This window comes from Pseudomonas citronellolis (assembly GCF_001586155.1).
GTDB lineage: Bacteria > Pseudomonadota > Gammaproteobacteria > Pseudomonadales > Pseudomonadaceae > Pseudomonas > Pseudomonas citronellolis.
Genome location: NZ_CP014158.1, coordinates 695,263 through 716,711 on the forward strand (window position 1 = coordinate 695,263; position 21,449 = coordinate 716,711).

General features: G+C 66.9%; 18 protein-coding genes. 14 read left to right on the top strand and 4 right to left on the bottom strand.

Annotated elements, in window-relative coordinates; translation table 11 throughout:
- Window positions 1–15: 15 nt before the first annotated feature.
- From bioD to PcP3B5_RS03160, 7 genes are all read left to right on the top strand, one after another.
- Window positions 16–705: a dethiobiotin synthase gene (gene bioD / locus PcP3B5_RS03130; protein WP_043269354.1), complete on the top strand. Its 690-nt coding sequence runs from the start codon at window positions 16–18 to the stop codon at window positions 703–705.
- 66 nt (window positions 706–771) lie between these two features.
- Window positions 772–999 carry a hypothetical protein gene (locus tag PcP3B5_RS03135; protein WP_009615495.1) on the top strand — a complete coding sequence of 76 codons (228 nt, stop codon included), beginning with the start codon at window positions 772–774 and terminating at the stop codon, window positions 997–999.
- Window positions 1,000–1,303: 304 nt separating this feature from the next.
- Window positions 1,304–3,109 carry a phenylacyl-CoA dehydrogenase gene (locus PcP3B5_RS03140; RefSeq protein WP_043269352.1) on the top strand — a complete coding sequence of 602 codons (1,806 nt, stop codon included), beginning with the start codon at window positions 1,304–1,306 and terminating at the stop codon, window positions 3,107–3,109.
- 222 nt (window positions 3,110–3,331) lie between these two features.
- A complete protein-coding gene (locus PcP3B5_RS03145; protein ID WP_203228555.1) occupies window positions 3,332–3,637 on the top strand; it encodes a type II toxin-antitoxin system RelE/ParE family toxin in 306 nt (101 codons plus the stop codon).
- A complete protein-coding gene (locus PcP3B5_RS03150) occupies window positions 3,630–3,950 on the top strand; it encodes a helix-turn-helix domain-containing protein (RefSeq protein WP_043269347.1) in 321 nt (106 codons plus the stop codon). Before PcP3B5_RS03145 ends, PcP3B5_RS03150 begins: the two co-directional genes overlap by 8 nt.
- 169 nt (window positions 3,951–4,119) lie before the next feature.
- The gene (locus tag PcP3B5_RS03155; RefSeq protein ID WP_043319190.1) at window positions 4,120–5,916 is read left to right on the top strand and encodes an acyl-CoA dehydrogenase C-terminal domain-containing protein; all 1,797 of its coding nucleotides are present in this window, start codon (window positions 4,120–4,122) and stop codon (window positions 5,914–5,916) included.
- A 218-nt stretch (window positions 5,917–6,134) separates the two neighbouring features.
- A complete protein-coding gene (locus PcP3B5_RS03160) occupies window positions 6,135–7,913 on the top strand; it encodes an acyl-CoA dehydrogenase C-terminal domain-containing protein (protein WP_061560556.1) in 1,779 nt (592 codons plus the stop codon).
- 668 nt (window positions 7,914–8,581) lie between these two features.
- On the opposite strand, the gene PcP3B5_RS03165 is transcribed toward PcP3B5_RS03160, so the two are convergent.
- Window positions 8,582–9,472, bottom strand: coding sequence for a LysR family transcriptional regulator (locus PcP3B5_RS03165; protein WP_009615504.1), 891 nt, complete (start codon window positions 9,470–9,472; stop codon window positions 8,582–8,584).
- 100 nt (window positions 9,473–9,572) lie between these two features.
- Here PcP3B5_RS03165 and PcP3B5_RS03170 point away from each other — a divergent pair, with 100 nt between their 5' ends.
- The gene (locus PcP3B5_RS03170) at window positions 9,573–10,274 is read left to right on the top strand and encodes an MOSC domain-containing protein (protein ID WP_061560557.1); all 702 of its coding nucleotides are present in this window, start codon (window positions 9,573–9,575) and stop codon (window positions 10,272–10,274) included.
- Window positions 10,275–10,572: 298 nt separating this feature from the next.
- On the opposite strand, the gene PcP3B5_RS03175 is transcribed toward PcP3B5_RS03170, so the two are convergent.
- Window positions 10,573–11,274 (bottom strand): transcriptional regulator FNR, encoded by a 702-nt coding sequence (locus PcP3B5_RS03175; protein WP_009615508.1) that lies wholly within the window; start codon window positions 11,272–11,274, stop codon window positions 10,573–10,575.
- 227 nt (window positions 11,275–11,501) lie between these two features.
- Between PcP3B5_RS03175 and PcP3B5_RS03180 the strand changes: the two genes are divergently transcribed.
- From PcP3B5_RS03180 to PcP3B5_RS03190, 3 genes are read left to right on the top strand one after another with little or no spacing between them, the layout of a single operon-like run.
- The gene (locus PcP3B5_RS03180) at window positions 11,502–12,791 is read left to right on the top strand and encodes an NAD(P)/FAD-dependent oxidoreductase (protein ID WP_061560558.1); all 1,290 of its coding nucleotides are present in this window, start codon (window positions 11,502–11,504) and stop codon (window positions 12,789–12,791) included.
- Window positions 12,792–12,810: 19 nt separating this feature from the next.
- Window positions 12,811–13,359: a helix-turn-helix domain-containing protein gene (locus PcP3B5_RS03185; RefSeq protein WP_043319201.1), complete on the top strand. Its 549-nt coding sequence runs from the start codon at window positions 12,811–12,813 to the stop codon at window positions 13,357–13,359.
- A gap of 36 nt (window positions 13,360–13,395) precedes the next feature.
- Window positions 13,396–14,745 carry a glutamine synthetase family protein gene (locus PcP3B5_RS03190; RefSeq protein ID WP_061560559.1) on the top strand — a complete coding sequence of 450 codons (1,350 nt, stop codon included), beginning with the start codon at window positions 13,396–13,398 and terminating at the stop codon, window positions 14,743–14,745.
- A gap of 335 nt (window positions 14,746–15,080) precedes the next feature.
- On the opposite strand, the gene putA is transcribed toward PcP3B5_RS03190, so the two are convergent.
- Entirely contained in the window at window positions 15,081–19,016 is a 3,936-nt protein-coding gene (gene putA / locus PcP3B5_RS03195; RefSeq protein WP_061560560.1) for a trifunctional transcriptional regulator/proline dehydrogenase/L-glutamate gamma-semialdehyde dehydrogenase, read from the bottom strand.
- Between the two features lie 379 nt (window positions 19,017–19,395).
- Here putA and PcP3B5_RS30370 point away from each other — a divergent pair, with 379 nt between their 5' ends.
- Window positions 19,396–19,554 (top strand): YqaE/Pmp3 family membrane protein, encoded by a 159-nt coding sequence (locus tag PcP3B5_RS30370; RefSeq protein WP_009615518.1) that lies wholly within the window; start codon window positions 19,396–19,398, stop codon window positions 19,552–19,554.
- A gap of 300 nt (window positions 19,555–19,854) precedes the next feature.
- On the opposite strand, the gene PcP3B5_RS03200 is transcribed toward PcP3B5_RS30370, so the two are convergent.
- Entirely contained in the window at window positions 19,855–20,343 is a 489-nt protein-coding gene (locus PcP3B5_RS03200) for a BRO-N domain-containing protein (RefSeq protein WP_061560561.1), read from the bottom strand.
- A gap of 458 nt (window positions 20,344–20,801) precedes the next feature.
- On the opposite strand from PcP3B5_RS03200, the gene PcP3B5_RS03205 reads away from it, so the two are divergent.
- Both PcP3B5_RS03205 and PcP3B5_RS03210 read left to right on the top strand, forming a co-directional pair.
- Complete coding sequence (locus PcP3B5_RS03205) at window positions 20,802–20,984, top strand: type II toxin-antitoxin system HicA family toxin (RefSeq protein WP_009615522.1); 183 nt, start codon at window positions 20,802–20,804, stop codon at window positions 20,982–20,984.
- Between the two features lie 32 nt (window positions 20,985–21,016).
- Window positions 21,017–21,421 (top strand): type II toxin-antitoxin system HicB family antitoxin, encoded by a 405-nt coding sequence (locus tag PcP3B5_RS03210; protein ID WP_043319209.1) that lies wholly within the window; start codon window positions 21,017–21,019, stop codon window positions 21,419–21,421.
- Window positions 21,422–21,449 lie beyond the last annotated feature (28 nt).

The following is a 21,449-nucleotide window of genomic DNA, read 5'->3' on the forward strand; positions in this document are numbered from 1 at the left end:
CCCTTGAGGAACCCCATGCCACACGCGTTTTTCATCACCGGCACCGACACCGAAATCGGCAAGACCACCATCGCCGCCGGCCTGCTGCACGCCGCGCGCATGGCCGGGATGTCCACCGCCGCCGCCAAGCCGGTGGCCTCCGGCTGTGAGCGCCGTCCCGAGGGCCTGCGCAACGGCGACGCCCTGGCCCTGCTGGGCGAGTGCAGCCTGCCGCTGGCCTACGAGGAGGTGAACCCCTTCGCCTTCGAACCGGCCATCGCCCCGCACCTGGCGGCCCGCGAAGTCGGCGTGGCGCTGAACGTGGACACCCTGGCCGGGCCGGTGCGCCACGTGCTGGCGCGCGGCGCCGACTTCACCCTGGTGGAAGGCGCCGGCGGCTGGCGCGTGCCCCTGGCCGGCGAAGAGAGCCTGTCGGACCTGGCCATCCGCCTCGACCTGCCGGTGATCCTGGTGGTGGGTGTGCGCCTGGGCTGCATCAACCATGCGGTGCTCAGCGCCGAGGCCATCCTGCGCGACGGCCTGCCGCTGGCCGGCTGGGTGGCGAACATCGTCGACCCCAAGACCTCGCGCCTGGAAGAGAACCTGGCGACCCTCGCCGAACGCCTGCCGGCGCCCTGCATCGGCCGCGTGCCTCACCTGGCCGCGCCGACGCCCATGGCAGTGGCCGCGCACCTGGACCTGGGCATTCTTGATCTTCCGGACTGATGGCCTTTGAATATCATCGGCGATCCTGCTTGAATAGGCGGCAGGTTCCTCCGAGGAAGATCGACCATGGAAATCTCCGGTAACGCATTCAGTACCGGTCTGCAGGGGCTGCAGCGCGGCCTGCAGCAGGTCGACCGTGCCGCCGCGCAGGTGGCCGCGCAGCCCGTGGCCAAGGACGACATCGCCCGGCCCGTGGTGGACATGGAAATGAGCAAGTACGCCGCCCTGGCGTCCAGCCGCGTCCTGCAGACCGCCGACGAAACCCTCGGGACGCTGATCGACATCAGCGTCTGACGCTTTTCCTCCCTTCAGAATTTCCTCTCAGCAGCTTCGGATAGTCGTCTGTCGACGGCCTGCGGCTGGGCTTTACTTATCCCTATCGATACCCGCGAATGCAGCGCTCTGGCCCGTGCCCTTGAGCGTGACCGGGTGGTCGGTTTGCGCGCTTGACAAGGGTAGGGCGTAAACGTATGTTTCAAACGCCTGTTTGAGAGTCGAGGCGCGCGGCGCATCGGCTGGGCGGCCGGGAACGCTCCCGTACAGCGACCGCAAGCACCGGTCGCCCATTAACCAGAACCCTTCGTAGAGGTTTACCGCTATGCCTGATTACAAGGCCCCCTTGCGTGATATCCGTTTCGTTCGCGACGAGCTGCTGGGCTACGAAGCGCACTACCAGAACCTGCCGGGCGCCCAGGACGCCACGCCGGACATGGTCAATGCCATCCTCGAAGAGGGTGCCAAGTTCTGCGAACAGGTGATCGCCCCGCTGAACCGCGTCGGCGACCAGGAAGGTTGCACCTGGAGCCCCGAGGGCGTGAAGACCCCCAGCGGCTTCAAAGAGGCCTACCAGCAATTCGTCGAAGGCGGCTGGCCGAGCCTGGCCCATGACGTCGAGCACGGCGGCCAGGGCCTGCCGGAATCCCTGGGCATGGCCATCAGCGAAATGATCGGCCAGGCCAACTGGTCCTGGGGCATGTACCCGGGCCTGTCCCACGGTGCCATGAACACCCTGCACGCCCACGGCACCCCGGAGCAGCAGGCCACCTACCTGACCAAGCTGGTGTCCGGCGAGTGGACCGGCACCATGTGCCTGACCGAGCCGCACTGCGGCACCGACCTGGGCATGCTGCGCACCAAGGCCGAGCCCCAGGCCGACGGCACCTACAAGGTCACCGGCACCAAGATCTTCATCTCCGCCGGCGAACACGACATGGCCGACAACATCGTCCACATCGTGCTGGCCCGCCTGCCCGACGCCCCGCAGGGCACCAAGGGCATCTCGCTGTTCATCGTGCCGAAGTTCCTGCCCAACGCAGAAGGCGGCGTAGGCGAGCGCAACGCCGTTTCCTGCGGCTCCATCGAGCACAAGATGGGCATCCACGGCAACGCCACCTGCGTGATGAACTTCGACGCCGCCACCGGCTTCCTGATCGGCCCGCCGAACAAGGGCCTGAACTGCATGTTCACCTTCATGAACACCGCTCGCCTGGGCACCGCGCTGCAAGGCCTGGCCCACGCCGAGATCGGTTTCCAGGGTGGCATCGCCTACGCCCGCGAGCGTCTGCAGATGCGTTCGCTGACCGGCCCGAAAGCCCCGGAAAAGGCCGCCGACCCGATCATCGTACACCCGGACGTGCGCCGCATGCTGCTGACCGCCAAGGCTTTCGCCGAAGGCAACCGCGCCATGCTGTACTTCGCCGCCAAGCAGGTCGACATCGTCCAGCGCAGCCAGGACGAAGAGCAGAAGAAAGCCGCTGACGCGATGCTGGCCTTCCTCACCCCGATCGCCAAGGCGTTCATGACTGAAGTCGGCTTCGAAGCGGCCAACCACGGTGTGCAGATCTACGGCGGCCACGGCTTCATCGCCGAGCACGGCATGGAGCAGAACGTCCGCGACAGCCGCATCTCCATGCTGTACGAAGGCACCACCGGCGTTCAGGCGCTGGACCTGCTGGGCCGCAAGGTGCTGATGACCCAGGGCGAGGCGCTCAAGGGCTTCACCAGGATCGTGCACAAGTTCTGCCAGGCTAACGAAGGCAACGAAGCCGTCAAGGAATTCGTCGCCCCGCTGGCCGCGCTGAACAAGGAGTGGGGCGAGCTGACCATGAAGGTCGGCATGGCCGCCATGAAGGACCGCGAGGAAGTCGGCGCCGCTTCGGTGGACTACCTGATGTTCTCCGGCTACGCCTGCCTGGCCTACTTCTGGGCCGACATGGCGCGCCTGGCTGCCGAGAAACTGGCGGCCGGCACCAGCGAGGAGGGCTTCTACAAGGCCAAGCTGCAGACTGCGCGCTTCTACTTCCAGCGCATCCTGCCGCGTACCCGCGCCCACGTCGCCGCCATGCTGTCCGGCGCCGGCAACCTGATGGACATGGCCGAGGAAGATTTCTCCCTCGGTTACTGATCCTGCCGCTGCCGTCAGCCCGCTGCATGGCGGGTTGCTCAGAAAGCACCCTGCGAGCCCAGTGCTCGCAGGGTGTTTTCGTTTCCACGCCTGCACTTCTTGGCGCATGGCTTGATCGTTATACCAATATGGGTATAGATTCGTTCGGCCATTCACAAGGAAGCCGAGCCATCAGTGAAGTCGTTGATCTGGATGGGCAGCAGCAAGAGGGATCTTCTGGATATGCCTGACGATGTCCAGGATGTGTTCGGCTTTGCCCTGCACCAGGCGCAGGAAGGTGGCAAGCACCCCCAGACCAAGCCGATGAAAGGCTTCTCGGGTGCCGGCGTGCTGGAGGTTGTCGAAGACCATGATGGCGACACCTATCGAGCGGTCTATACGGTGAAGCTTGCGACGGCGGTCTATGCTCTGCACTGCTTCCAGAAGAAATCGACCAAGGGCATAGAGACTCCGCAGCACGACCTGGAGCTGATCAGGAAAAGGCTGAAGGATGCGCAAGCCCATGCGAAGAGCGTAGAGAATGATTGAGTTCGAAGAAGGCAGCGGCAACGTCTATGCCGACCTCGGCAGGGCCGATGCAGGCGAGATGCAGGTCAAGGCCAGGCTGGCATCCAAGATCGGTAGCATCATCAAGGCCCGCCACTTGACCCAGACCCAGGCGGCGGAAATCCTCGGGCTCCCTCAACCCAAGGTTTCCGACATGTTGCGTGGGAAATTCAGAGGCATCAGCGAGGCCAAGATGATCGACTGCCTGGCCCGGCTCGGACGTGACGTGCAGATCGTGGTCAAGGCCGCACCCCGCTCACGCCGGGAGGGGCGGGTGGAAGTGGTCTTCGCCTGATCGAGCCCGCCCGCTGGCGGGCTTTTTCCTGCGTGGCCGCAGTGTCGGCCAGGCGCCGGTTATGGCCGCGCATTCATCGCGCGCAGAGTGATTGCCGGGGCTTTCCGGCGCACAGTAGGTTCGGGGTTGATCCGCGCCGCTTTGGCGCCGAACCGACTGGAGAACCGCCATGCCCGAGTACAAGGCACCCCTGCGCGACATGCGCTTCCTGATCGACGAAGTCTTCGACTTTGCCGGCCGCTACCAGGCTCTGGGGGCGACCGATGCCAGCCCGGACATGGTTTCCGCCATCCTCGAGGAGGGCGCCAAGTTCTGCGAGCAGGTGCTGGCCCCGCTGAACCGCTCCGGCGACGAGGAAGGCTGCCACTTCGACAACGGCGTGGTGACCACGCCCAAGGGCTTCAAGGAGGCCTTCGCGCAGTACGTCGAGGGCGGCTGGAACGGTGTGTCCTCCGACCCGGCCTACGGCGGCCAGGGCCTGCCGCATTCCCTCGGCCTGCTGGTCAGCGAGATGATCGGCGCGGCCAACTGCTCCTGGGCTATGTACCCCGGCCTGACCAAGGGCGCCATGGCCGCCATCCACGCCCACGGCAGCGCCGAGCAGAAGCAGGCCTACCTGCCGCGCATGACCGCCGGCACCTGGACCGGCACCATGTGCCTGACCGAACCGCACTGCGGCACCGACCTGGGCATCATCAAGACCCGCGCCGTGCCCAACGCCGACGGCAGCTACGCCATCAGTGGCACCAAGATCTTCATCTCCGCCGGCGAGCACGACCTGAGCGAGAACATCATCCACCTGGTGCTGGCCAAGCTGCCCGACGCGCCGGCCGGCACCAAGGGCATCTCGCTGTTCATCGTGCCCAAGTTCCTGCTCGACGCCAGCGGCGAGGCCGGGGCGCGCAACGCCGTGGCCTGCGGCTCCATCGAGCACAAGATGGGCATCAAGGCCTCGGCCACCTGCGTGATGAACTTCGACGGCGCCACCGGCTACCTGATCGGCGAGGCCAACAAGGGCCTGGCCTGCATGTTCACCATGATGAACCACGCGCGCCTGGGCACCGGCATGCAGGGCCTGTGTCTCGGCGAAGTGAGCTACCAGGGCGCCGTGAAGTACGCCCAGGAACGCCTGCAGATGCGCGCCCTGACCGGGCCCAAGGCGCCGGACAAGCCGGCCGACCCGATCATCGTCCATCCCGACGTGCGGCGCATGCTGCTGACCATGAAGGCCTTCAACGAGGGCAACCGCGCCCTGGCCTACTTCACCGCGCAGTTGCTGGACATCGAGCACCTGTCCGACAACGCCGAGGAGCGCGAGCAGGCGGCCAACCTGCTGGCTTTCGTCACCCCGATCTGCAAGGCCTTCATGACCGACACCGGGCTGGAGGTGACCAACCACGGCATGCAGGTGTTCGGCGGCCACGGCTTCATTCGCGAATGGGGCATGGAGCAGCTGGTGCGCGACTGCCGCATCGCCCCGATCTACGAAGGCACCAACGGCATCCAGGCCCTGGACCTGCTGGGCCGCAAGGTGCTGGGCAGCCAGGGCAAGCTGCTGCTGGGCTTCACCAAGCTGGTCCACCAGCTGTGCCAGGCCAACGCCGAGCACCCGCAGCTCAAGGCCCAGGTGGCGCAGCTGGCGGCGCTGAACAAGCAGTGGGGCGAGTTGACGCAGAAGGTCGGCATGGCGGCCATGAAGAACCCCGACGAAGTGGGCGCGGCGGCGGTGGACTACCTGATGTTCTCCGGCTACGTCACCCTCGGCTACTTCTGGCTGCGCATGGCCCTGGTGGCCCGGCAGAAGCTGGAGGAGGGCGCCGCCGAGGCGGACTTCTACCAGGCCAAGCTGGCCACCGCGGACTTCTACTTCGCCCGCCTGCTGCCGCGCGCCGCGGCGCACCTGGCGGCGGTGGAAGCCGGCGGCGAGACGCTGATGCGCCTGTCCGCCGAGCAGTTCGCGCTCTGATCGCGGCGCCAGCGGCCCCGGTTGCCCCAGGGCGGCCGGGGCCGCTGGCTGTCCGGTGGATAAATATTGTGACCAATAATTAATTATTCGTTCACAACATGACGCTATGTCTCTGAAGTGTTTGCGGAGTAAGCTCCGCCGGCGTACCCTTGCGTACCTTCTATCCTGAATACCGCTGGCTGCTTGTTCAGCCGTTGTTTCGCTCGAGGATTCCCAACATGGCTGACTACAAAGCACCCCTGCGCGACATGCAATTCGTCCTCAACGAAGTCTTCGAGGTCAGTAAGCTCTGGGCCGAACTGCCCGGCCTGGCCGAGATCGTCGACGTCGATACCGCCGGCGCCATTCTCGAGGAAGCCGGCAAGGTCACCGCGGGCGTGATCGCCCCGCTCAACCGCAGCGGCGACGAGGAAGGCTGCAGCTGGAGCGCCGAGGGTGTGAAGACCCCGGCCGGCTTCCCCGAGGCCTACCGCACCTACGCCGAAGGCGGCTGGGTGGGCGTGGGCGGTTCGCCGGAGTTCGGCGGCATGGGCATGCCCAAGGTGATAGGCGCGCAGGTCGAGGAAATGGTCAACTCGGCCAACCTGTCCTTCGGCCTGTACCCGATGCTTACCGCCGGCGCCTGCCTGTCGCTGCTCAACCACGCCAGCGAAGAGCTCAAGGCCAAGTACCTGCCGAACATGTACGCCGGCACCTGGGCCGGTTCCATGTGCCTGACCGAGCCCCACGCCGGCACCGACCTGGGCATCATCCGAACCAAGGCCGAGCCCCAGGCCGACGGCAGCTACAAGGTCAGCGGCACCAAGATCTTCATCACCGGCGGCGAGCACGACCTGACCGAGAACATCGTCCACCTGGTGCTGGCCAAGCTGCCCGACGCGCCGGCCGGCTCCAAGGGCATCTCGCTGTTCCTGGTGCCCAAGGTGCTGGTCAACGAGGACGGTTCCCTGGGCGAGCGCAACGCCGTGTCCTGCGGCTCCATCGAGCACAAGATGGGCATCAAGGCCTCGGCCACCTGCGTGATGAACTTCGACGGCGCCACCGGCTGGATCGTCGACGCGCCGAACAAAGGCCTGGCGGCCATGTTCACCATGATGAACTACGAGCGCCTGGGCGTTGGCATCCAGGGCCTGGCCACCGGCGAGCGTTCCTACCAGAGCGCCGTGGAATATGCCCGCGAGCGCATCCAGAGCCGCGCGCCGACCGGCCCGGTAGCCAAGGACAAGGCCGCCGACCCGATCATCGTGCACCCGGACGTGCGCCGCATGCTGCTGACCATGAAAGCGCTGAACGAGGGCGGCCGCGCCTTCTCCAGCTACGTCGCCATGCAGCTGGACACCGCCAAGTACAGCGAAGACACCGCCGTGCGCCAGCGCGCCGAGAGCCTGGTGGCGCTGCTGACCCCGGTGGCCAAGGCCTTCCTCACCGACATGGGCCTGGAAACCACCGTGCACGGCCAGCAGATCTTCGGCGGCCACGGCTTCATCCGCGAGTGGGGCCAGGAGCAACTGGTGCGCGACTGCCGCATCACCCAGATCTACGAAGGCACCAACGGCATCCAGGCGCTGGACCTGGTGGGCCGCAAGATCGTCGGCAGCGGTGGCGCCTTCGCCAAGCTGTTCAGCGACGAAATCCGCGCCTTCACCGCCTCGGCCGGCGCCGAGCTGGCCGAGTTCACCGGCCCGCTGAACGCCGCCGTGCAGAACCTGGAAGAACTGACCACCTGGCTGCTGGACCGCGCCAAGGCCAACCCCAACGAGATCGGCGCGGCCTCGGTCGAATACCTGCACGTGTTCGGCTACACCGCCTACGCCTACATGTGGGCGCTGATGGCCCGCGCGGCGCTGGGCAAGGAAGGTCAGGACGACTTCTACGCCAGCAAGCTGGGCACCGCGCGCTTCTATTTCGCCCGCCTGCTGCCGCGCATCCACTCCTTGACCGCCTCGGTGAAAGCCGGCAGCGAGTCGCTGTACCTGCTCGACGCTGCGCAGTTCTGATCGGCGCAACCTGACAGGGCCCCGCTTCGGCGGGGCCTTGTCGTTTCAGGGGTGCAACGGTTTTGTAAGCCTAGGCTTACACGTCGTGGTGTCATTTGGCGTCTATCGGCTCGTCGGCGCGAGGGGTAATCTTCTTCTCAGTCAGGACATTGCGCAGGAAGCGCCGACGACAAAACGGAAAGAAAGGGATTCCACCACGGACGGTGGCCAGCACGGACGTCAGGATATCGGTCTGCAAAACCCCGCTCGCAAGGCGGGGTTTTCTTTTGCCTGCGATTTTTCCTGCCCGGCCAACTGTAGCGGGCCCTGCCCGCGATTCGCACGCAGGGCGCGCTCCTACAGGGGGACGGTGCGGGTGGGGCGGCGTAGGAGATCTCATCCGCGATCCGCGCCGGGACGCCCGGCTATCGCGGACAAGGTCCGCTCCTACGGGGGAGGAATACCGTGCCTCCCGGCAACCTGTAGCGGGCCCTGCCCGCGATTCGCGCGCAGGGCGCGCTCCTACAAGGGGAATGGCGCGGATGAGATCCTACGCCCTCCGGCAAACACAACGACCCGTAGGATGGTGTTGAGCGAAGCGATACCCATCGCCACGACCGCATGGGTTTTGCCAAGGCTCAACCCATCCTACGAAGAGCACTCTGGCGCGGCCTGCAAGACCGGTGCTCCTACGAAAAGCTCTGCACCACGCCTTCCAGCAGCGAGCGCAGCAACTCCACGGTGCTGTGCTGGCGCTGCGCATCGCGGTACACCAGCCCCACGCTCAGCGCAATGCGCGGCTCGCTCAACGGCTTCCACAGCAGGTCGCGGTTGCTGTGCAGTTGCCGCGCCCGGCCCGGCAGCACCGTGGCGAAGCGGCTGTGGGGCAGGCTGTCGAGGATGCCGCTCATGTGGTTCAGCTCGGCCTGCACCCGCGGCCGGCGGCCGATGGCGGCCAGCTGTTCCTGCCAGATCTGCCGGGCGCGGAATTCCTCGCCGAGCAGCAGCATCGGCAGCTCCGCGGCCTGGGCCAGGGACACCTTCTTGAATTCGCGCAACGGGTGGTCGGCGGGGATCACCAGTTGCAGCTCGTCCGGGTACAGCTCCACGCCGTGCAGCGCCGGCTGGCGCGGCGGCAGGAAGCCGATGCCGATGTCCAGCTGCCCGGCCAGCAGCCGGCGCTCGATCTCCACCCCGGACAGTTCGTAGATGCGCACCTGCAAATGCGGCTGCGCGGCATGCAGGCGTTCCACCAGGTAGGGCACCAGGCTGGCGTTGACCGTCTGCAGCACACCGATGGCCAGGCTGCGCGCGGCCTGGCCGCGGAAGCCGCGCAGGGCCTCGTGGGCGCGCTCCAGGCCTTCGAGCAGCGGCACGGCATGGTTGTACAGCGTGTGCGCCGCCACGGTCGGCACCAGGCGCTTGCCGACGCGCTGGAACAGGGCCACGTCGAGGCTCCGCTCCAGCTGGCGGATCTGCTGCGACAGCGCCGGCTGCGACAGGGCCAGGCGCTCGGCGGCACGGCCGACGTGGCCTTCCTCGTAGAGCGCGACGAAATAGCGGAGCTGGCGAAAATCCATAAGCGCGGCTTATCAACGAAACTGGAAAATCGAAATGGATAGGAGCCTATCCGAGGCTCTAGTCTAGTGCCTGTCCGCTGCTGCAGACGGGTAGACAAAGGTGGAAGGCATCGTCATCCAGGGTGTTTTCATAGGCAAAGTCGAAGAGTGCTGGGGCGGTTTGATCAGCGCCATCGACAAGCTGGAAACCCGCGAGGAAGTCTGGCTGGGCAGCGAAGGCCTGCCCGGCGACGAACAGGCCGACCTGCGCCACCACGGCGGCCTCGACCGCGCGCTGCACCACTACCCGGCCGAGCACTACCGCCACTGGCGCAAGCAGCACCCGCAGCAGCGCTGGCAGCAACCGGCCTTCGGCGAGAACCTCTCGACCTTCGGCGTCAGCGAGGCGGATGTGTGCATCGGCGACCTGTTCCGCTGGGGCGATGCGCTGATCGAGGTCAGCCAGCCGCGCTCGCCGTGCTACCGCCTGGGGCGCCGCTGGAACCTCCCGGAACTGCCGCTGGAGTTGCAGCAGCAGGGCCGCTGCGGCTGGTTCTACCGGGTGCGCCGCGCCGGCATGGTCAGCGCCGCCGCGCCGCTGGAGCTGGTGCAGCGGCACTACCCGCAGCTGAGCGTCGCCAGCCTGCTGCGCTGGTACTTCGGCGAACCGCTGGAGCGTTGCGGCCTGCGCCAGATGATGGCGTGCGACGCGCTCTCGCTGCGCTGGCGCAAGACCGCCGCGCAACGCCTGGCCAGTGGCGTGGTGGAAGACTGGACGGCCCGCCTGCAGGGCCCTGAATGCCTGGGCAGCGGCCCCGCCTGACGCGGCGGCTGCCCACAACCTGCCTCGCGCCCGCCCCCGGACGTCGTTTTGGTCCATCGGGGCGGCTTTTATTCCCGGCCGGGGCCTTGCGCCCCGGGGCCGGAGGCGGCCTGCCGGCCGCATCGCGGCGCCATGACGTATTCCATGTAGGAGCGCGCCCTGCGCGCGAATCGCGGGCAGGGCCCGCTCCTACCCCTCAGGCAAACACCGTAGGATGGGTTGAGCGTAGCGATACCCATCGCCAATGACCGCATGGGTTTCGCAGGCTCAACCCATCCTACGAGGGAAAGGCAGGGCTTCAGAGTTCGATCTCGCCGCCCGCCAGCGCGCACAGCTCGGTGAAGTCGACGATCTCCGTCTCCCGCCCGTTGACCCGCAACAGGCCGTTCTTCTGCAGGCGGGTGAAGCTGCGCGACACGGTCTCCACCGCCAGCCCCAGGTAGTCGCCGATCTCGTGGCGCGACATGCTCAGGCGGAAGCGCAGGGCCGAGAAGCCGCGCTCGCGGAAGTGCGCGGAGATGTTCAGCAGGAAGGCGGCGATCCGCGAATCGGCGTTGAGCCGCGAGAGCAGCAGCTTCATCTGCTGGTCCTCGCGGATCTTACGGCTCATCATCAGCAGCAGCTGGTGCGACAGCCCGGGAATCTGCTGCGACAGCAGCTCCAGTTGGTCGAAGGGAATCTCGCTGCACAGGGTGCTTTCCAGGGCGATGGCCGACACCGGGTAGCGGCCCTCGTCCATGCCGGAGAAGCCGAATATCTCGTTGGCGTAATAGAAGCCGGTGATCTTCTCCAGGCCCTGCTCGTTGGTGGTCACCGTCTTCAGCGAGCCGGAACGCACCAGGTAGACGTTGTGGAAGGCGTCGCCCTGGCGGAACAGGTGGTCGCCCTTGTGCAGCAGGTGGCCGGGCTTGATGAGGGCTTCCAGCTCCTGGAGCTTGTCGTCGCTGAGGGTGGGCGGTGCCAGTCGGCAATTCTTGCAATAAGGCTGCGGCTTCAGCATCCGATTCATCCGGTTATCCCCTGTACGCCCGACCGAACCGCGTCCGGCGGCCTTTTTATCTCCTAAGAACATAGCAATAGATGGGCGTCTGTCATCCCGCGCGCACGGACCGGCTTCCCCCTGGCTGGGCTGCCGCGGGTCGCTGTGGATTTGTGCCGGGCTGGCTTCATGAAATTAGTTGTGCTAGTTTTCATGAAAAACAAGCATGACAATTTCACGAGGTCGCCATGTTCCTGCAATCCAGCCAGCCCGTCGGCACCTACTACGCCGCCGCCAACCCGGAATTGCTGCAGCCCCGCGCGCAGCTGACGGATGCGCTGGAGGTCGAGGTGCTGGTGATCGGCGCCGGCTTCAGCGGCCTGCACACCGCGCTGCAACTGGCCGAAGGCGGCCGCCAGGTCTGCGTCATCGAGGCCAGCCGCATCGCCTGGGCGGCCTCCGGGCGCAACGGCGGCCAGGCGCTGCCGGGCTGGTCCAGCGACCTCGGGCCGATCGAGGCCGACCTCGGCCATGAAGGCGCCCTGCGCCTGTGGCAGGGCATGCTCTGGGCCGCGCGGGAAATGTGCGACCTGCCGCAGCGCCACGGCTTCGACTGCGACTACCGCGTCGGCCACCTGTGGACCGCCGTACTGCCGCGCCGCGTCGGCATGCTCGAAGAGTGGCAGGGCGAGGCTGCGCGCCGCTGGGGCTACGAAGGCCTGCAGATGGTTTCCCGCGCCGAGCTGCCGCAGTGGATCGCCAGCGAACGCTACCTGGCCGGCCTGTACGACCCGAATTCCGCGCACCTCAACCCGCTGAAACTGGCCTACGGCCTCGCCGGCGCGCTGGAGAAGGCCGGCGGGCGCATCTTCGAGCAGACCCGCGCGCTGCGCTACAGCGAGCAGGGCAACGGCTACCTGGTCGAGACCGAGCACGGCAGCATCCGCTGCGCCGCCCTGGTGCTGGCCTGCAACGCCTACATCGACGGCCTGGACAAGGAAGTCTCCGCGCGCATCCTGCCGGTGGGCACCTACCAGGTCGCCACCGCGCCGCTGGGTGCTGAGCTTGCGCACTCGCTGCTGCCGAAGAACTGCTGCGTCACCGACAACCAGTTCGTCCTCGACTACTTCCGCCTCACCCCCGACCACCGCCTGCTGTTCGGCGGCGGCTGCACCTACCTGGGCGGAATGCCCTCGGACATCCGCGCCGCCACCCGGCCCTACGTCGAGCGGGTGTTCCCGCAACTGCGCGGGGTGGAGCTGGAATACGCCTGGGGCGGGCACATCGACTGCAGCATGCGGCGTACCCCGGACATCGGCCGCCGCGGCGACCTCTACTGGCTCCAGGGCTATTCCGGGCACGGCGTGCTGCCCAGCCTGGCCGCCGCCCGCGCGGTCAGCCAGGCGATGCTGGGGCGCAGCGAGGAGCTCGACCTGTACCAGCGCCTGAGCAATCCCGGCTTCCCCGGCGGCCAGCGCTTCGCCGCGCCACTGGAAGCCGTCGGCAAAGCCTGGTATCGCTTGCGGGACTTCTTCTGATCCGAGCCGGAAAGCGCCTATGCAAGAACACCAGAACGAACACCTCGCGACCCTCATCCGCGACCTGCGCAAGCACAAGAACCTGACCCTCGGCGCCCTGGCCGAGCGCATCGGCCGCTCGGTGGGCTTCCTCTCCCAGGTCGAGCGCGGCCTGTCGCGCCCCACCGTGGCGGACCTCACCGCCATCAGCGAAGCCCTCGGCGTGCCGACCACCTACTTCTACGCCGAAGGGCCGGCGCGCGAGCTGGCCTGGGTGACGCGCCCGGCCGACCGCCGCACGCTGTACTACGCCGGCGGCATCACCGACATCCTCGCCTCGCCGAACATGTCCGGTGGCTTCTCGATGCTCGACAGCATCCTCGCCCCCGGCGCCACCAGCGGCGAGGACCACCTCAACGACAGCTCCGAGCAGGGCGGCTTCGTGCTGGAGGGCGAACTGACCCTCTGGTACCAGGACGAGACCGTCACCCTTTACCCCAACGACAGCTTCCAACTGCCGCCGCACGCGAAATTCCGCTACGGCAACCTGACAGACAAACCAACGAGGGTGCTCTGGATCTTCACCTGAAGGCATCCGGCCGCGCCCGACACAGGCACCAAGAAGATGAACCGCCAAACCTTCCCCGACCTGCTCAGCGAAGTACGCGCCTTCCGCGCCCAGAACCCGGACGTGCGCTACGTCGACCTGATCTGCCTGGACATCCCGGGGCACTTCTACGGCAAGCGCTACCCGGTGGACATGCTGGAGAAAGTCGCCGCCGGCTCGCCCCTGAAGCTGCCGCAGAACTGCGTGCTGCTGGGCGTGCAGGGCGGCCTGCACCCGATCGGCGACTACTGCTTCAACGACGGCGACCCGGACGCGCCGCGCCGGCTGATCCCCGGCACGCTCAAGCCGGTGCGCTGGGAGAGCCAGCCGCTGGGGCAGATGATCATCAGCTCCGACGGCACCGAGGCACCCATCGAGTTCGAACCGCGGGAAGTGTTGGCACGCGTGCTCAAGCGCCTGGAAGGCAAGGGCATCCGCCCGGTGGTGGCCTTCGAGCTGGAGTTCTACCTGTTCGACAGGAAGCTCAAGGACGGCCTGCCGCAGTACCCGCGCGACCCGCTGTGCGACGACGAGGACGACCAGCCGAACATGCACATCGAGCGCCTGTCGCGCTTCTCCGACGTGCTGCATGAAATCGTCGAGGCCTCGCGCGAGCAGGGCGTGGACGCCAACGTGATCACCGCCGAGATCGGCCCGGGCCAGTTCGAGATCAACTTCGCCCACTGCGAGGACGGCCTGCACGCCGCCGACCAGGCCGCGCTGTTCACCCGCGCCACCCGTGGCGTGGCGCTCAAGCACGGGTACCGCGCCAGCTTCATGAGCAAGCCCTACCTGCACGCGCCGGGCAGCGGCATGCACGTCCACGTCAGCCTGTACGACCGCGACGGCCGCAACCTGCTCGATGGCGAGGGCCAGCGCCCGCTGCGCCACGCCGTGGCCGGCTGCCTGGAGCTGCTGCCGCACTGCATGCCGATCTTCGCCGCCAACCACAACGCCTACCGCCGCTACGGCTCGCGGGTGAACGCGGCGAGCAAGGCCAGTTGGGGCTTCGAAGACCGCGACGCCTGCATCCGCATCCCCGAGTCCGACGGCCGGAACCTGCGCATCGAGCACCGCCTGGCCGGCGCCGACGCCAACCCGTACCTGGTCCTGGCGGCCATCCTCACCGGCATGGAATACGGCCTGGAAGCGGGCAAGGAGCCCATCGCCCCGCTGAACGAAGACCGCGACAGCGGCATCGACTTCCCCCGCGACATGCTCGGCGCGGTGGCGGCCATGGAGAACCATCCGATAGTGAAGGAAGGGCTCGGCAGCGAGTTCGTCTTCGTCTACTGCGAGAACAAGCGCCACGACCACTTGGAGTTCATGGACGAAGTCAGTGCGCGCGAATACCGCTGGTTCCTGTAGGAACCGGCCCATGGTCGGCTGCGCGTCGGCATAACTGCGTTGGAAACAGGCGAGAGCTTGCTCATTTACCGCGCGTAAACTCCGCGCTCTCGCCTGTTTCCGCCTTGTTCTGCTCTAGCTCGCCGGCCCTGGGCCGGTTCCGGTATTCAAGGAAGCGGCGGGGAGGGTAACCCCGCCGCGGCGTCCGCTGTGTGGGCGGACGCAAGGCATGGAATGCCTGGAGGGAAAGCCGCGCTGCCGGGCGGGTAGCCCCCTCGACGAGGGCGGTAGCGCGGTTCGCGCCGCAAGGGCGCGGGTGTCGCTGGCGGCGGCCGGGTAGGGCCGCCGCCGTCGCATCAGCCGATGGTCATCAGGCTGGCGTTGCCGCCGGCGGCCGCGGTGTTCACGCTCAGGGCGTGCTCCACCAGCAGGCGTTCCAGCGGTACGTCGGTTTCACCCTTGCCCAGGCCGTGCACGCCGACGATCGCGCCCTTGCGCTTGGCGGCCTGTTCGCACACCTCGCGCAGCTGGTCGGAATCGCCGTGGTGCAGGATGGCGTCGAAGGCGACTTCGGCGGCGGTCCAGTCGTTGACCAGCTCGATACGCTTCTGCACTTCCTTCGGCAGGCTGTCGCGCAGCTCGCGCTGGCTTGCCGGCCATACCGCCAGGCTGCCCACCGCCAGGGTGGCGGCCAGTTGCACCAGCAGGTCGGCACGCTCCTCGGCAATGTTCAGCACGCGCTCGCGCGGCAGCAGGGTGTAGGTGTTGCGCTCGCCGGTCGGGCCGGTCAGCACGTGGCAGGCGTAGCTCTGCGCCAGGCTGGCGAACTCGTCCGCCACCTTCGCCAGTTCCGGCTCCTGCTTGGCCGCCCAGTCGCGCAGGGCTTGCAGGGCCTTCTCGCGCTCGGCCGGGCGCGGCAGGGCCTGCACGTTGTCGCCGGCCAGCTGCCTGGCCACCGCATCGCGCGGGCGGGTCGACAGCAGGCGGAACAGGTACAGCGGGCCGCCGGCCTTCGGGCCGGTGCCGGACAGGCCTTCGCCGCCGAAGGGCTGCACGCCGACCACGGCGCCGACGATGTTGCGGTTCACGTACAGGTTGCCGACATGGGCGCTGCTCACCACCTGGCTGATGGTCTCGTCGATGCGCGTGTGCACGCCGAGGGTCAGGCCGTAGCCTGAGGCGTTGATCTGCGCCAGCAACTGGTCCAGGTCGGAACGCTCGTAGCGCACCAGGTGCAGCACCGGGCCGAAGATCTCGCGCTTGAGCTCGTCGAAGCTGTCCAGCTCGATCAGCGTCGGCACCACGAAGGTGCCGCGCTTGAGCGTGTCGCCGTTGACCCGCGCGGCCTGGAAGACCTTGCGGCCCTTGTCGCGCATGGCCTGGATGTGGCGGTCGATGTTGCCCTTGGCCTCGGCGTCGATCACCGGGCCGATGTCCACGTTCAGGTGCTCCGGCGAGCCGATTGTGTATTCGGCCATGGCGCCTTTGAGCATCTGCACCACGCGGTCGGCCACGTCGGCCTGCACGCACAGCACGCGCAGGGCCGAGCAGCGCTGGCCGGCGCTGTCGAAGGCGGAGTTGATCACGTCCACCACCACCTGCTCGGCCAGCGCCGAGGAGTCGACGATCATCGCGTTCATCCCGCCGGTCTCGGCGATCAGCGGAATGGCGCGGCCCTGGGCATCCAGGCGGCCGGCGATATTGCGCTGGAGGATGCCGGCCACCTCGGTGGAGCCGGTGAACATCACGCCGCGCACGCGCTCGTCGCCGACCAGACGCGCGCCAACGGTTTCGCCGCGGCCCGGCAGCAGCTGCAGCACGCCGGCCGGCACGCCGGCTTCGAGCAGGATGCGCACGGCCTGGGCGGCGATCAGCGGGGTCTGCTCGGCCGGCTTGGCCAGCACGGTGTTGCCGGCGGCCAGGGCGGCGGCCACCTGGCCGCTGAAGATCGCCAGCGGGAAGTTCCACGGGCTGATGCACACCACCGGGCCCAGCGGGCGGTGGCTGTCGTTGGAGAAGGTACGGGCCTGGGCCGCGTAGTAGCGCAGAAAGTCCACCGCCTCGCGCACCTCGGCGATGGCGTTGGCGAAGGTTTTGCCGGATTCGCGCACCAGCAGGCCCATCAGCTGCTGCATCTCGCTTTCCATCTGGTCGGCGGCGCGCTCCAGCACGGCGGCGCGCTCTTCCGGCAGGGTGGACTGCCAGATCGGCCCGCTGGCCTGGGCGCTGAGCAGGGCGTTGTTCACGTCCGCCTCGCTGGCCTCGTGTACCTGGCCGACGATGTCGCGGTGGTCGGCCGGGTTCTTCACCGGCTCGGCCGCGGCGGGCGCCGGGGCTTCGCCGCCGAGCACCGGCTGGGCGATGTAGGCCTGGTTGGTGCTGGTCAGCAGCGCTGAGGAGAGCGAGCCCAGGCGGTGTTCGTTGGCCAGGTCCAGGCCGGCGGAGTTGGCCCGGCCTTCGCCGTAGAGGTCACGCGGCAGCGGGATGCGCGGGTGCGGCAGGCCGAGGGTGCCTTCCTGGGCGGCCATCTGCTCTACTTGCTGCACCGGGTCGGTCACCAGGTCCTGCAGCGAGATGCTGTGGTCGGCGATGCGGTTGACGAAGCTGGTGTTGGCGCCGTTTTCCAGCAGGCGGCGCACCAGGTAGGCCAGCAGCGTCTCGTGGCTGCCCACCGGGGCGTAGATGCGGCACGGGCGGTTGAACTTGCCGTCGGCGACCTTGCCCACCACCTGCTCGTACAGCGGCTCGCCCATGCCGTGCAGGCACTGGAACTCGTACTGGCCGGGGTAGTAGTTCTGCCCGGCGATCTGGTAGATGGCCGACAGCGAATGAGCGTTGTGGGTGGCGAACTGCGGGTAGATGGCCTCCGGCACCGCCAGCAGCTTGCGCGCGCAGGCGATGTAGGAAACGTCGGTGTAGGGCTTGCGGGTGTAGACCGGGTAGCCCTCCAGGCCGTTGACCTGGGCCAGCTTGATCTCGCTGTCCCAGTAGGCGCCCTTCACCAGGCGGATCATCAGGCGGTGGCGGCTGCGCTTGGCCAGGTCGATCACGTAGTCGATCACGTAAGGGCAGCGCTTCTGGTAGGCCTGGATGACGAAGCCGATGCCGTTCCAGCCGCTCAGCGACGGCTCGAAGCACAGGCGTTCCAGCAGGTCGAGGGAGATTTCCAGGCGGTCGGCTTCCTCGGCGTCGATGTTGATGCCGATGTCGTACTGCTTGGCCATCTGCGTCAGGCCGAGCAGGGTCGGGTACAGCTCGTCCATCACCCGGTCGTACTGCGCGCGGCTGTAGCGCGGGTGCAGCGCCGAGAGCTTGATGGAAATGCCCGGGCCTTCGTAGATGCCGCGGCCGTGGGAGGCCTTGCCGATGGCGTGGATGGCCTGCTCGTAGGAGGCCAGGTAGCGCTTGGCGTCCTCGTCGGTGAGTGCGGCTTCGCCGAGCATGTCGTAGGAATAGCGGAAGCCGCGGCTTTCCATGTTCGCGGCGTTGGCCAGGGCCTCGCCGATGGTCTCGCCGGTGACGAACTGTTCGCCCATCAGGCGCATGGCCATGTCCACGCCCTTGCGGATCAGCGGCTCGCCACTCTTGCCGATGATGCGGTTGAGCGAGGAGGTCATGCCCGCTTCGGTGTGGGTGGACACCAGCTTGCCGGTGATCAGCAGGCCCCAGGAGGCGGCGTTGACGAACATCGACGGGCTCTGGCCCAGGTGCTGGCTCCAGTTGCCGTTGCTGATCTTGTCGCGGATCAGCGCGTCGCGGGTGGCCTTGTCCGGAATGCGCAGCAGCGCCTCGGCCAGGCACATCAGCGCCACGCCCTCCTGGGACGACAGCGAGAACTCCTGCAGCAGACCCTGCACCAGGCCCTGGCGGCCGCCGGCGCTCTTCTGGTTGCGCAGCTTCTCGGCGATGCCCAGGGCCATCTTGTTGGCGGCCTCGGCTTTGTCCTGCGGCAGGCGGGCCTGTTCCAGCAGCATCGGCAGCGCTTCGGTTTCCGGGCGGCGGTAGGCGGAAGTGATGGCGGCGCGCAGCACCGACTGCGGCAGGATGCTCTCGGCGAAGTCCAGGAACACCTGCAGGCCCTGCTCGTTCAGCGCCTCCAGCGACTCCTCGCCTGCCGCGGCGGCCAGGCCGGACTGCGTGGCGGGGGAGAGACCACCCTCGATCTGCTCCAGATAGTTGAAGATCGCCTGCTTGATGATCCAGTGCGGCGTGCGCTCGATGGTTTGGGCGGCTTGCTTCAGACGTTCACGGGTGGCGTCGTCCAGCTTCACGCCAAGGGTGGTGGTGGCCATGGTTGTACCTGTTATTGAAAGTGGGCACGGCGGAAATGTGGCGAGAATTTAAACGCCGGACGACAAAGGTGCAACCAGGTGCAACCAGCCATTGGTCGAACTCGACGGACTGTGTAGAAAGGTGACCATGCTGGCGGATGCAGCGGATGCCCGGCGATCGCTGCAAGAAGCGGACCTTGCGGGCTGTTCTGGAGAGTGGAGAGGCGCCGCTCAGGTGCGTGGGTGGGGTTGCACCTTTTCGATACATAGCGGCCCGGGCCTGCGTACAACTATGGCCCGTGGGTGGCATTCGGTCCAGGCGCGCAAAAGGATTGAACGCCAGCGAAGCGGCTGTGGTCGATGCTGGTGTCAGTAGCCACAGTTACAAGGAGCACCCGCCATGGACCTGATCCGCATCCTCATCGCCATCATCCTCCCGCCCCTGGGCGTGTTCCTCCAGGTGGGCTTCGGCGGGGCGTTCTGGCTGAACATCCTGCTGACGTTGCTGGGGTACATCCCGGGCATCGTGCATGCGGTTTACATCATTGCGAAGCGGTGAAGCGGGGTCCGGTCAAGGCTGTCGGCGCTAGAGCGAGGCCCGGCAGCCCTCTCCTTAACCCTCTCCCTGAAGGGAGAGGGGACCGTTGGGCAGATGCGGGCGTTTTGGAGTTAGCCGGTTAGCCAGGTAGGTTCCGGCTGAAACCATTATCTCTCTCGGCACGAACAGGCCCCCTCTCCCTTCAGGGAGAGGGCTGGGGAGAGGGAACCCAAGTCAAAAACCGCACCTGACCCAACCTTGACCCCCGTAGGATGGCGTTGAGCGCAACGATACCCATCACCATGAATACCGCCCCCAACCCTACAACTCCCGCCGAACCTCCCGCTCCATCAACCCCACCGCATCCCCAAACCGCACCCACAACTTCCCCTGCCAATCCAGCACGCTCAACTGCTGCCCCTGCACCCGCTTCACCCTTCGCCGCGGCAAATCCGGATCACCCTGCCGAGCATCCCGCAACGCCGGCACCACCTCATTGCTCAACCACTGCCGCAAGCCCCGGTTCTCCGGGTGATAGAAATGCACCATCAGCAGCGCATACACGCCGCTCTCGCTGACCAGCCACTCACGCGTCACCTCGCCGCCAGCCACCTGCAGACACTCGAACCGCTGCTGATCGGCATCCAGTTTGTGGATAACCCGCGTGGACACATGGCTGTTGGTCAGCCGCGCCAGGTCGCGCCCGACGAACCACGCCTGGTTCTCGATCAGCACCGCCCGCAGGGGCCGGCGATGGCGCAGGAAAACCGAAGGGACGAGAACGGAATCGGAAGTAGAAGAAAGGCTCATGCTGTCGCTCCTTGCTGCATCGAAGAAGCCGCCACCCAGGCAATCCGGAGAAGGGAGGCGGACCGTGCAAGGGTGGAATCCCGGAAGCAACCAACCGGTCGGGCAAAAGCCCGCCTCGCACGGCCCGCCATAGACAGCCGAAGATCGTTCGGTGAACGCCGAAGAACTCCGCTATGGCGTGTATTGCGATGGTTGCTAGCAGGATTCCACACCTGGCCACGTCTGATCCGTGGCAGGTGGAACGCTACGCAGCCGCCTCGTAAGACAGCAACGCCAATGCCCTGTAGGCAATTTCCCAGATTTCCGCTCCCGCCAACCCCCTCGTACCGCCCAAAGCCTCGGCGCTCTTCAATTGCGGCGGAGCGCCTGACGGCAAGGTCGAAAGTTGGGTGTGTAGTGTGTGTAGATAATCACGGCCTTGGTGTGTAGCATACACACCAAGGCTGGGCGGAGGGACGATGCGCAGTCGAGAAATCATGGAGTTGATCCGGGCGGATGGCTGGTTCCTGGTTGAGGTGAAAGGCAGTCATCACCAGTTCCGGCATTTCACCAAGAAGGGGCGGGTGACGGTTCCCCACCCCAGGAGCAACCTGCCGATCGGGACCGTGAACAGCATTCTGCGCCAGGCCGGCCTGCGATGAGTCGGCCGTCAGCCCAGGAGGAGGGCATCAACATGAAATTCCCCGTGGTTCTGCACAAGGACGCCGACTCGGATTACGGCGTGACCATCCCTGACGTGCCTGGCTGCTTCTCCGCCGGCGGCACCGTCAGCCAGGCGCTGGAAAACGTCCAGGAAGCCCTGGCCCTGCACTTCGAAGGCCTGGTGGCCGACGGCGAGACGCTCCCGCAAGCCCAGGAAGTGGACACCCACATGGGCAACCCCGACTACGCCGGCGGCGTCTGGGCGGTGGTCGACTTCGACGTCACCCCCTACCTGGGCAAGGCCGTGCGCTTCAACGCCAGCCTCCCGGAAAACCTCCTGCAACGCATCGACGAACGCGTGAAGCGCGACCATCGCTACGCCTCCCGCTCCGGCTTCCTGGCTACCGCCGCGCTGCGTGAGTTGTCTTCGAGCTGAGCCAGACGCTGCGCAATCACGCGGTTTT